The 11,411-nt window shown below is 54.2% G+C and carries 10 protein-coding genes and 1 pseudogene; 5 read left to right on the top strand and 6 right to left on the bottom strand.

The features are described from left to right. Positions 1–1,292: TIM-barrel domain-containing protein (locus RTY00_RS10545; RefSeq protein WP_312664392.1), on the top strand; the 1,292-nt coding region annotated here is incomplete at its 5' end. 92 nt (positions 1,293–1,384) lie between these two features. Here RTY00_RS10545 and RTY00_RS10540 read toward each other — a convergent pair. Together RTY00_RS10540 and RTY00_RS10535 are read right to left on the bottom strand one after the other, a co-directional pair. Then, positions 1,385–1,930 carry an NUDIX hydrolase gene (locus tag RTY00_RS10540; RefSeq protein WP_312664391.1) on the bottom strand — a complete coding sequence of 182 codons (546 nt, stop codon included), beginning with the start codon at positions 1,928–1,930 and terminating at the stop codon, positions 1,385–1,387. 65 nt (positions 1,931–1,995) lie between these two features. Next, positions 1,996–2,871: a LysR family transcriptional regulator gene (locus tag RTY00_RS10535; RefSeq protein ID WP_312664390.1), complete on the bottom strand. Its 876-nt coding sequence runs from the start codon at positions 2,869–2,871 to the stop codon at positions 1,996–1,998. A 103-nt stretch (positions 2,872–2,974) separates the two neighbouring features. On the opposite strand from RTY00_RS10535, the gene RTY00_RS10530 reads away from it, so the two are divergent. Continuing rightward, positions 2,975–4,069, top strand: a complete 1,095-nt coding sequence (locus RTY00_RS10530) for an NADH:flavin oxidoreductase (RefSeq protein WP_312664389.1) — start codon at positions 2,975–2,977, stop codon at positions 4,067–4,069. Between the two features lie 82 nt (positions 4,070–4,151). On the opposite strand, the gene RTY00_RS10525 is transcribed toward RTY00_RS10530, so the two are convergent. After that, positions 4,152–5,054, bottom strand: coding sequence for a ParB/Srx family N-terminal domain-containing protein (locus RTY00_RS10525; protein WP_312664388.1), 903 nt, complete (start codon positions 5,052–5,054; stop codon positions 4,152–4,154). Positions 5,055–5,186: 132 nt separating this feature from the next. Here RTY00_RS10525 and RTY00_RS10520 point away from each other — a divergent pair, with 132 nt between their 5' ends. Then, positions 5,187–5,819: a DapH/DapD/GlmU-related protein gene (locus RTY00_RS10520; RefSeq protein WP_312664387.1), complete on the top strand. Its 633-nt coding sequence runs from the start codon at positions 5,187–5,189 to the stop codon at positions 5,817–5,819. 77 nt (positions 5,820–5,896) lie between these two features. Beyond that, positions 5,897–7,195 (top strand): Fic family protein, encoded by a 1,299-nt coding sequence (locus RTY00_RS10515; RefSeq protein WP_312664386.1) that lies wholly within the window; start codon positions 5,897–5,899, stop codon positions 7,193–7,195. A 58-nt stretch (positions 7,196–7,253) separates the two neighbouring features. Here the strand turns inward: RTY00_RS10515 and RTY00_RS10510 are convergent, their stop codons facing one another. The 3 genes from RTY00_RS10510 to RTY00_RS10500 all read right to left on the bottom strand — a co-directional run bounded on the left by RTY00_RS10510 (position 7,254) and on the right by RTY00_RS10500 (position 10,725). Then, positions 7,254–8,219, bottom strand: coding sequence for a GT-D fold domain-containing glycosyltransferase (locus RTY00_RS10510; RefSeq protein ID WP_312664393.1), 966 nt, complete (start codon positions 8,217–8,219; stop codon positions 7,254–7,256). A 257-nt stretch (positions 8,220–8,476) separates the two neighbouring features. Then, positions 8,477–9,799, bottom strand: coding sequence for an LLM class flavin-dependent oxidoreductase (locus RTY00_RS10505; protein WP_312664385.1), 1,323 nt, complete (start codon positions 9,797–9,799; stop codon positions 8,477–8,479). Further along, a complete protein-coding gene (locus tag RTY00_RS10500; protein WP_312664384.1) occupies positions 9,796–10,725 on the bottom strand; it encodes an aliphatic sulfonate ABC transporter substrate-binding protein in 930 nt (309 codons plus the stop codon). Before RTY00_RS10500 ends, RTY00_RS10505 begins: the two co-directional genes overlap by 4 nt. Positions 10,726–11,092: 367 nt before the next feature. Between RTY00_RS10500 and RTY00_RS10495 the strand changes: the two are divergent. After that, positions 11,093–11,411: pseudogene (locus RTY00_RS10495) on the top strand (membrane-bound PQQ-dependent dehydrogenase, glucose/quinate/shikimate family); the annotation flags it as partial.

Genomic DNA, 11,411 nt, shown 5'->3' with positions numbered 1-11,411 from the left:
TCCGTGACTCCGAAGAAAATGCGCCTGAACGTTCGGTGTTCTGGGATGACGAAGGTTCACATCTCGATTTTACCCATCCGCAAGCCGTCGCCTGGTGGCAGGAAAACGTCACCAAACAGCTGCTGGAAAAGGGCATCGATTCCACCTGGAACGATAACAACGAATATGAAGTGTGGGATGGCGAAGCACGCTGCCACGGTTTCGGTACGCCGATTGCCATCAAGCACATTCGCCCGGTGATGCCGCTGCTAATGATGCGCGCCTCTATGGAAGCGCAGCAGCGTTTCGCGCCAGAAAAGCGCCCGTTCCTGATTTCCCGTTCGGGCTGCGCGGGTATGCAGCGCTACGTGCAAACCTGGAGTGGCGATAACCGCACCAACTGGACCACGCTGCGCTACAACATCCGCATGGGATTGGGTATGAGCCTGTCCGGTTTGTACAACGTGGGACATGATGTGGGTGGCTTCTCCGGCGATAAGCCAGATGCAGAACTGTTTGTGCGCTGGGTACAGAACGGCGTGATGCATCCGCGTTTCACTATTCACTCGTGGAATGACGATCACACCGTCAATGAACCCTGGATGTATCCAGCGGCCACGCCTGCAATCCGCGCCGCAATTGAACTGCGTTATCGTCTGCTGCCTTATCTCTATACGCTGCTGTGGCAGGCGCATGCTGACGATGAGCCGATGCTGCGTCCGACTTTCCTCGATCATGAACAGGATGCGCAGACGTTCGCCGAGTGCGATGAGTTTATGCTGGGCCGCGATCTGCTGGTTGCCAGCGTAGTCGAACCCGGTCAGCGCGAACGTCGCTTGTGGCTGCCTGACAACCAAACCGGCTGGTATGATTTCGCCAGCCAGCAATGGTACAGCGGCGGTCAATGGATCACGCTGGCAGCACCGCTGGAAACCCAGCCGATGCTGGTGCGCGCCGGCGCGGGCTTACCGCTCAGCGAGCGCCTGCGTCATGTTGATGCAAAAACTGACGATCGCCGCACTTTGCAGCTGTTCCCGCTCAAAGGCAAAGGCGTCAGCCACGGTGTGCTGTTTGAGGATGATGGCGAAAGCTGGGGTTATCAGCAGGGCAATGCGCTGTGGCTCAACTGGGAAATGCGCAGCGATGCTGAGGCAATCCACCTCAACTTGCAGCGCAAAGGCAGCTTCCAGCCAGCATGGCAAACGCTGAACGTTACGTTGCCACCGGGTGAACAGCGTCAGTTGTTTATTGATGGCGTAGCGGTGGATAAGGCGCTGGCAGAAGCGGTGTTAGCGGATATTGCTGCGGCGTAATCTTTGTTATGGGTCGCCATGAATGGCGGCCCTACATCAATGTTGTATTCGTAGGGTGCACATTAATGCGCACCTGGAATAAAGTCGATAGATCAGTCGATTAACCCTTTCGCCCGCGCCAACAGAAACGCGGTCACCGATGTCGCGTCGGTTATCTTTCCTGCCAGAATCAGTTCAAGAAACGCATCGATTTTAATTTTCTTCGCGGTTAATCCAACCTCTTCTGCATCGAGATTTTGTCCCTGATAGCTCAGGTTGCGCGCCAGATAAATGTGATAGCCCTGCGCGGAATAGCCTTGCGCTAATTTTTGATAACCCACGTGTTCAAGCTGCCCGGCAATCAGACCGGTTTCTTCTAATAACTCGCCAGCGGCAAGATCTTCAGGCGCGGAATCGGGCGCAAGTTCCCAGCTTCCTTGTGGCAGTTCAATGGTGCGTTCACCTAACGGATAGCGGAACTGTTCAACCACGTAAATGTGGTCATCCTCAACGGGCAAAATCACCACAAAATCATTTTTCTCAATCACCGAATAGATGCCTTCGCTGCCATCGGCGCGCTGAATTCTATCCTCTTTCAAGGTTAACCAGCGGTTACGGTAAATCTCAGTTGAAGCAAGCGTATGAATTTCAGGTTTCACTGTTGGCCTCCGTGATTTCAATGAGTGAATAACTATAGCCACGATCGCCGTTAGCTTTTTCTGAATTATCTCGCCATCGCCTGTTTCAGGGCATTCAGAAAGACCGTGACGCGCGTTGGCAGTTGGCGCGCGGTGGGAAATAGCGCCCAGACGCCGAGCAGCTGCGGTTGCGCATCTCGCAAGCCAATCTCAATCAGTTCACCGGCAGCCAATTCCTGCTGCACATCCCACGCAGAGAGCTGAGCGATGCCGCTGCCCGCCACGCATAAGGTACGTACACCTTCCACATTGCTGCCGCTGAAACGGCCTTCAACGCTGACGCTGGAAATATGATCGTCGACCATAAAACTCCATTGCGGCACGCCGGATAAACGCAGGCAGTTATGCTGATGCAAATCGGCCAGCAGTTGTGGGGTGCCGAAGCGCGCTAAGTAGTCTGGAGAGGCACAGAGCACGCGCGGATTATCCGCCAGTCGCTGCGCCACTAAACGCGAATCCCGCAGCGGTGCGATGCGAATGGCGACATCGTAGCCGAGCCCAACAATATCAGTGACGTTATCGCTGAGTTGGAAATCGATCTTCAGTTCGGGATTCTCCGCCATCAGCGCGGGCAGCAGCGGAATAATGGTGCGGCGGCCAAAGCCAGAAGGCGCGGTGATACGCAGCTGGCCGGTGGCGCCTTGTTTATCCGGCGAGAATAGATTACGCGCGCTCTGTTCGGTCTCTGTCAGATTTTTGGCGTAGGGCAAAAATTCTTCACCTTCATCCGTTAACGCGATGGCGCGAGTGGTGCGATGCAGCAGCCGCACGCCGAGATCTTCCTCCAGCGAGGCGAGTCGGCGCGATACCGTCATCGGCGTGGTGTTCAGTCGCCGCGCGGCCTGCGTCAGGCTGCGCGTCTGGGTGACCATCAGGAATACTTCAACATCCTTAGAGTTCATTGTAACGATTTCCGTTATACAGACGTATCATCATCGGCCATTTTTGTCCCTGTGGCGACCGAATATACTGCGCTCTGTAGCTAATCGGCATCCAGAGAGCAATATGAGTGATAAACATCTTTTTCAGAGCGGGACACTGAACCGGCTGGCGCTGAAGAATCGCATCATGGTGGCGCCAATGACGCGCATCTCCGCCAGCGTCGACGGCATACCGGGCGAGCGTATGCAGCACTATTATCAGCGCTTCGTGCGCGGCGGCTTTAGCGCCATCATCACCGAAGGCATCTATATCGATGAAGCCTGGTCACAAACCTATGCGTTTCAGGCCGGGCTGATTAACGCTAAACAGAGCGCCGGCTGGCGCGCAATCACCGATCGGGTGCATCAGCATGGCGGCAAAATCATTGCGCAGTTGATGCATGCCGGGGCGATATCGCAGGGCAACATTTATCGAGCAGACACGCTCGCGCCTTCTTCGATACAGCCTCGCGGAGAACAGCTCGGTTTCTATCACGGTCATGGCGCCTATCCGCTGCCGCGTGAAATGAATGAAGAGCAGATCCAGCAGGTGATCGACAGCTTTGCGCATACGGCGGCGCGGGCAATCGGCGAAGCGGGTTTTGATGGCATCGAAATTCATGGCGCAAATGGCTATCTGCTTGACCAGTTCTTCACCGATTACACCAATCAGCGCAGCGATCGCTGGGGCGGCGATATCGTGACACGTTTATCTCTGACGCTGGCGGTGATCGCTGCGGTGCGCCAGCGCGTAGGGCATGATGTTACGCTGGGAATTCGCCTCTCGCAGGGCAAAGTGAATGATTTCCAGCATAAATGGTGTGAAGGCGAAGCAGGCGCGCGTCAGGTGTTCGCCGCGATCGCTAAGGCTGGCGTGGATTATCTGCACCTGACGGAATATGACGCGCTGCAGCCAGCGTTTGCCGATTCACCGCTGTCGCTGGTGCAAATTGCACGCCAGGCGGCACAGAATTTGCCGATTATCGCTAATGGTTCGTTAAGTGATGCCAGCACGGCGGCGCAGGCGCTGGAGCAGGGCGCGGATTATGTATCGATTGGCAAAAGCGCACTGGCGAATCCCGACTGGCCGATGCGGATTCGTGATGCTGTGGAACTGCGTGCCTTTGATAAAAACCTGTTAGCGCCATCGGCGGATGTGAAAAACTGCGAGTTGATTTAACGTCTGGCTAGGCGCTGATTAAGCGTAATCTACGAAAAACGCGCCAATCTTTTGTAGGGTCGCCATTTATGGCGACCGAAGGTTATTGGGCGAAGGCCCACGTCAATTTGCCGTTGTCGGAGACCAGCTTTTCCAGCTTCTTCTCGTTCACTTTCTTGCGTGCGCCTAGTCGATCCGCGGTCAGCGGGCCGCTATCGCTGTGCGCAATTACCGTGTCTTTCGGCACGCTGGTCATCTTCTCAGCGATGGTTTCAAGCGCTTTGGCGTAACCGCTGCTATTACTGAGGTCAAAGTTCTTCAGCGGAAGCTGCGTTTCCAGCCATTTGCCCCAGTAGAATTCAAGGAACGGCGGCGGATTTTGCTCTTTATCAAAGCCAATATCGCGCACGAAATAGACCAGCGAGCGATATTCATCATTCTGCATATGCTGGCGACCCAGCTCTTTCGGCAGCGCATCCGGTTTAATTTTGCCGGATGGCGTGTCCAGCCACACCAGATGTGCCGCTTCCATTTTTTGCCAGAAGGCGGACATGGTTTTCAAACTGCGGAAGTCATTGGTAATGCGTACCTGCACCGGCGTATTAAGACCGGCGATATCGGCGAAATTACTGAAAGTATGATGACCATCGGTAAGATACAGCACATTATCCGGTGCAATCACCGCCGTTTTCATCGGGCCAGGTTCGCTGCCGACCGGCGCTTTACAACTGAAGCTGCTGGGCTGCGAGAGACGTGATTTACTATCGAATTTATCGACGCCTTTCTGACCCATGCTTTCGCAATAATCATCAAACAGCTTTTTCGGTTCGGCTTCATAACGATGCTGTTTGTAATCCAGCTGACGATAGCCAATCGCGGCCTGCGTCGGATGGAGTTGCGCTAACTGCACTTGCACAATATCACCGGCTTTGATGTCGGCGGGCAGCGCGGCGGATGCCTGTCCGGCTGACCACAACAGCGCCAGTATTGACCACGGTGTTCTCATTCCCTTTCCTCAAATCGCCCATTGCAGATGCGCACAATAGCATTTCTGTCATCTTGTCGCTGTAGCGTGATGGCTCGCGGTTGCCCAGTCGCAACCGCTTATCCAGACATCTGACCACACGGAGCTTTGATTATGGCACTCGCTGCTGTGCAACCGGCAAAACTGCAACACACCGTTATCGATCCCAGCGTGCGCATGCGCGAAAGCCAGATTGGCGCGCATTGTGAAGTGCTGGCCGAAACCTATATCGAATACAGCGAACTGGGCGACTTCTCCTATCTGGGAGAACACTGCTGCGTCGCCGATGCGCAGATTGGACGCTTTACCGCCATTGCCAATCATGTGCGGATTGGCGCGCCCAATCACCCGATGGATCGCGCCTCGCAGCACCGTTTCACCTACTGTCCGGAATACTACGATGGGCAGGCGGAGCGCGATAATGGCTTCTTTGCCGAGCGTCGCGCCGATCGCGTGATTATTGGCAATGATGTGTGGATTGGGCATGGTGTGATCGTACTGCCGGGCGTAACGGTGGGTGACGGCGCGGTACTGGCGGCGGGTGCGGTGGTGACGAAAGATGTACCGCCTTACACCATTGTCGGTGGCGTGCCAGCCAAAGTGATCCGTGCGCGTTTCGCGGCGGATATTGCTGCACAGCTACAGGCGATTGCCTGGTGGAACTGGCCGCTGGAGAAGCTGATGGCGAATCTGGCCGATTTCCAGTCATCCGATCTCCGCACATTCTGCCAGCGACACGGCAGCTAACCGCGCTGTAAACGCCATTTGTCGTCTCAGCTAATCTCAAGTAAACTCAAAATACACTGTTTTTGAGATTGCTTGAGATGAAACTGCGTCGTCCGCCTGCTCAACTTATTGATTCGTTGAGTATCAGTGAGATTAATTCGCTCCTCGCTAGTCATGCCGAGTGGGATGAGCGCTATCTGCATTTCGATGAGTTGTATCGCCGCGTGAGTGATCGCCTGACGCGTGAAAAGGTGTGGAGCGCACTGAAATTCAAGCGCCGCAGTGGCGCACAGCATTTTGTCATCGCCGATCAGACCGTGACCTGTAACCTCACGGCCAAAATCACGGCGGCGATGTCGACGGTCGATCGCATGACATTCGCCCGCAATGGCGAACCGACGGATGAGGACGCGGCTTCTTACCTGATGTCTCAGCTGATCATGGAAGAGGCGATCTCTTCCAGTCAGTTGGAAGGCGCGGCGACAACCTCGCGTGTGGCGATGGAGCTGCTGGCGGTGGGGCGTGAGCCGCGCAACGAAGATGAAAGCATGATCATGGGTAACTGGCGGCTGATGCAGCACATTGCCACGTTAGGTGATGCGCCGTTAACACGCGCCGATATTCTGGAAATTCATCACATCGCCTGCGCTGGCATTAATGATGACAAATATCGGCCCGGCGCCGTGCGTGACAATAACGATGTGTTTGTTGCCGGGCGGGATGGCGAAATCATTCATCAGCCGCCGGATTATCAGCGGCTGAATAGCCTGTTAGACGCGTTATGCGCTGAAGTTGTCTGGCTGGAGCAGCAGGGCACGCATCCGTTGTTGGTCGCCTGCGTAATGCACTTTGCCATCGGCTACATTCATCCCTTCAATGATGGCAATGGACGCACCGCGCGTGGGCTGTTCTACCATCATCTGATTCGTCACGGTTACAGCGCGTTCCGCTATATCTCCATCAGCAAACTGTTGAAAGCCGCAGCGGTAAAGTACGGCATTTCCTATCTGTACAGCGAAACCGATGAGATGGATCTGACCTATTTCGTCCAGTTTCAATGTGAAGTGGTAATGCGTGCGGTTAATGCGTTCACCGAGCAAATCGCCACGCTGCACCAAGAGCGGGAGCGTTTGGTGACGTGGGTGGAAGAGAATATGACCTTAGCCAAAGGTGAGCTGGATATCATGGCAATCGCGCTGAATGCGCCGGGTTCGTTACTCAGTTCTGCCGGGATTAAATCGCGGCTCGGCATCGCGGATAACACCGCGCGTGCGCGCCTGAAAAGCCTCACCGAACAGGGATTGTTGCGTCCACTGAAAGAGGGAAAAGGAACGGTGTATCAGGCGCCTGTTTCACTGCGCAAGCTGCAAGAGTGGCTGAAAAAGCGCGAAAGGTAACAACGTCATCGCAAGCAATCTCAAAATACCCTGTTTTTGCGATTGCTTGCGATGTGGACTAGACCGGCGGATGCATTACCATCGCCGACAGCACCGCTTCCTGTTGCAGCCCGACATGCAGCAAAATCTGCTGACGATAATGCTCATCGGCGTCGCGTGCGTCGTCGCTGAGCAACACACCCACTTCATTGACGTTCTTGCCAGCCACCTGCACCTTGTCACGCGCGGCACTGCGCATCCATTCATACTCGATATCAATGTGGCCGGTATCAATACAGCGAATGCCATGCTGGCTGAGATCGTAAGCCAGCACCGTTGCGGTAGGGCCGAGCGACATCAGCACCATATCGTAATCGCGTGCATGCGCCAGGACGGCGCTGTAGAGATCGTTGTAGACCGAGAAGGCGTTGCGATTGAGTGTGGTGATGCGTTTAATCTCCCGCGCGCCATCAAGCAGATCGTTACCGATGCCGAGACGCGTGCCGCTGCCTTCAACAATTAATATCTTTTTGTCGCTGAACAGTTGCCGGAACTTATTAAACACGCGAGCAGCCTGTTGCTTATCCTTATAGTCATGATAGGGACGCGTAACGGAGGTGTTACCGTAGCGATAATCTTTCTTTAATAACGCTTCATAATGGCGGAAATAAAACGCTTTATGAAAAAACCAGAATAAGGCCGAACCAAAACGCATATTCGAGGTGCCGCGAAAAGCATCCGGCATACACAATAAGCAGGGATTCTTCGGCTGGCTTGCGCGACGTAATATCTCTTTAAGACGAATAGAGAGACGTTCATCGAAAGATTGAAAACCGATATTTTTGAACAAGGTCATTTCCAGTTCGCCATCGCCATAGCGGCTTAAGGAGAGCTTGTCGTTGTTGAGCAGCAGGTCAATGGTTTGCTCAGGCGACATCACCTGATATTGCCGGGCACGCGCATTGGCAACCGGAAACTTAAAAGCAGCGTGTGTGAGTTTAAAAGGAAAACGTAATTTACGATAAAAGAAATCTGCGCTAATCATCATAACCTTCTTTTTAATAGCGGGCTTGCCGCAGAGCAGTTATGTGATTTATATCACGCTCAATTGGGGATAGCAGGCTGAGGAAACTCTCAAAAAGGTATTGGGTCGTAATAGTTAATCAATTTAAAAAAGCTTAAATATGAAAATCGGAAATGAAAGTGTAATAAAGATGCGCTTATTCGCACCGCTGCGATAATCGTTGCCAGGAATAATCGCAGCGGTACTTTTATGATCTATTAAGTTATTTCAATTAATGTCTAACTGTGAAAGCGATTTTCCGGCTTTACTAAGCCTAAACGATCGCGCAGCGTGCCCGGTTGATAGTCGCTGCGGAAGACGCCCGCGTCCTGCAGGCGCGGTACAACCTGTTCGAGGAAGCGATCTTCGTTCTCATCAATGTAGGTGGGCAAAATGACAAAACCGTCGCAGGCCTGATGCTGATACCAGTCAATCATCTGCTGCGCAATGCTATCCGCTGTGCCGGTCGGCGCCGGGAAGGACAAGCTTTCCGCGTAGCGTTTCGCCATCTCACCCAGCGTTAGGTTCTGCTCAATGGCGCTGGCAATTACATACTGGAAACGGCCTTTGCTGCCGGTGATCTTTTCACGCAGATCCGGCACCGGACCGTCAATCGGGTACTGCGACAAATCGATATTCATGCTGGCCGAGACAAAGCTCAGGCCCGATTCCACGGTGATCAATGATTTCAGGTATGCCGCACGCTCCTCGGCATCGCGCTGCGTGCTGCCGACAATCGGCACCATGCCAGGCAGAATACGCAGTTGATCGGGCTGACGCTGATACTGTTGCGCACGCTGTTTAAGAGTTTGGTAGAACTGCTGCGCGCGTTCCCGATTAGGCTGCACCACAAACAGCACTTCCGCCTGTTGCGCCGCCAGATCGATAAAGGCCTCTGAGACGCCAGCCTGAATCACCACCGGATGACCTTGCGGCGGGCGCGGCAGGTTAAGCGGGCCCTGCACGTCGAAAGATTCACCCTGATGATCAAGTCGATGGAAGCGCGATGCATCGGCAAAAAGCGCCTGGGCTTTATCCAGAATCAGCGCGTCCTCTTCAAAGCTGTCCCACAGCGCTTTCATGACATCGATAAATTCGGCCGCGCGGCGATAGCGATCCTCATGGCTGAAATGCTCGCTGCGGCCAAAGTTGCGCGCCTCGGCATGACTCAGCGAGGTGACCACATTCCACGCTGCGCGCCCGCCGCTGATGTGGTCGATATTCGCCAGTTGACGCGCGGTGGTATACGGCACCGAATAGGAGGAGGAAACCGTGCCGCCGAGTCCGATGTGGTCAGTCACCGCCGCCAGTGCGGCTAATAATGTTAAGGGTTCAGACCAACCAACCTGACGATGTTGCACGGTGTGCGCCAGATGCCCGCCATAAACGTCATCAATAGCCAGCTTGTCCGCGACAAAAATCATGTCCAGCTTCGCGGCTTCGGCGCGCTGGGCAATTTTACGATACAGCGGCCAGTTACTGCCGCCGGTCGCGGCCGAATCGGGATGACGCCAGCCGCCCTGATGAATGCCGGAGTCGAGGTAAAGCGCCAGGTTCATCATGGTTTGGCGGCCCCGTTTGCGTTAAAGAAGGAGGCATCCACCAGTTTGTCGGCTTTTAAGCCGGGTTTGATCAGGCCGCCGCGGGTGAAGGTATCAATCGCCAATTGCTGGCGTTTTTCCACCAAGGCGTAATCTTCTACCGGCGCGTTGTTTTCACGCTGTACTTTGCTCAGCGCCACCGCATCCGGCAGACGCAGCAGTTTGGCGATCTCGCTGGCGTACGCTTGTGGATGCGCCACGCCCCACGCGCGGGCGCGGATCAGGCGCTGACGGAAGTCTGCGAGCTGCTCTCGCTTGCTGGCGATGGCGCTATCGGTCGCCACCAGATAATTTGAAACTGGAGAGTTTTTGCCGTCGATGGCGATACGATCGCCGGATTGCGCCACCGCAAACGACACATAGGGTTCCCAGGTTGCCACCGCATCCACCGCGCCATTATCCAGCGCCAGCGTCGCTTCCGACGGCGTAGTAAAGACAAAACTGACGCTGTCGTCTGGCAAACCCGCTTCGTGCAGCGCATTCAGCACCATATTTTGTCCGGACGATCCTTTTACCGTCGCCACTTTTTTACCTTTTAAGTCGGCGATGCTGTGTAGGGCGCTGTTGTTTTTCACCACGATGGCATTGCCGAGATATTGCGATGCCTGAATGGCGCGGATCTGCGCGCCCGCCGCCACGGCAAATGACAGCGGACCATCGCCGACCAATCCGGCATCCAGATGCTGAGAATTGAGCGACTCCAGCAGCGGCGCAGCGTTGGGGAACTCATACCATTTGATTTCATATGGCACATTGTTGAGCTCGCCGGCGGCGGACATCACTGCGCGAGCATTACCTTTTTGATCGCCAACGATCAGTTGGTTGCTGGCAGCGTGTGAAGTAACCGTAAGGAGCAACAATGAGCTGGCTAATAAAGTGATTTTCATAACGTTTCCCGGGTAAAAAGAAAACAGCGTAAGTTTTCAACTACAGCGGGCGTAGTAATAAATCTGCACAAGGTTATGTCTCAGGCGCAAAAGCCACCAAATCGCGCACTCTCGCCGTTTTCCGTTATCAAAAAATGCGAATTTTCCTGACTAATGATTAATTCTCTCAAAGAAAATGAAACGTGATTTCAGTCACACATTGAACGAGGCGGTAGCTGGCAGCCATTAGCCAAACTACATTCATTAGCGGAGCTAACGACACACCTCGCAACGGGTTTTTACTAAACGGTAACGTACGTTAAAATTCTGTTGATTTTATGTGGGGTTATTTTTGAGGTTTTTCGATGAAAATGGTTGAGGGATTAGCATGGTTAACAAACTAACCAGTATCGTGCTCGCGATTCTGGCGATTACCTTGCTGTACATGGGCGGCAAGCTGTTAATGCTGGGCGGCAGCGCCTTCTATGCGCTGATGGCGGTAGGCTTACTCATTACCGCAATTTTACTGTTCCGTAACCAGCGCAGCGCGCTGGCACTGTATGCGGTGCTGATGTGGATTACGCTCGCCTGGATTATCTGGGAAGTGGGCTTTGATAAATGGCAGTGGATCCCACGCGGTGACCTGTTCGGTGTGATCGGCCTTTGGCTGGCGATGCCGTGGGTGGTGAAACCGCTGTATCGCGGCG

The organism is Pantoea sp. CTOTU49201, assembly GCF_032054795.1.
In the GTDB taxonomy this organism is placed as follows: domain Bacteria; phylum Pseudomonadota; class Gammaproteobacteria; order Enterobacterales; family Enterobacteriaceae; genus Pantoea; species Pantoea symbiotica.
This window is presented reverse-complemented; position numbering and strand designations above follow the sequence as displayed.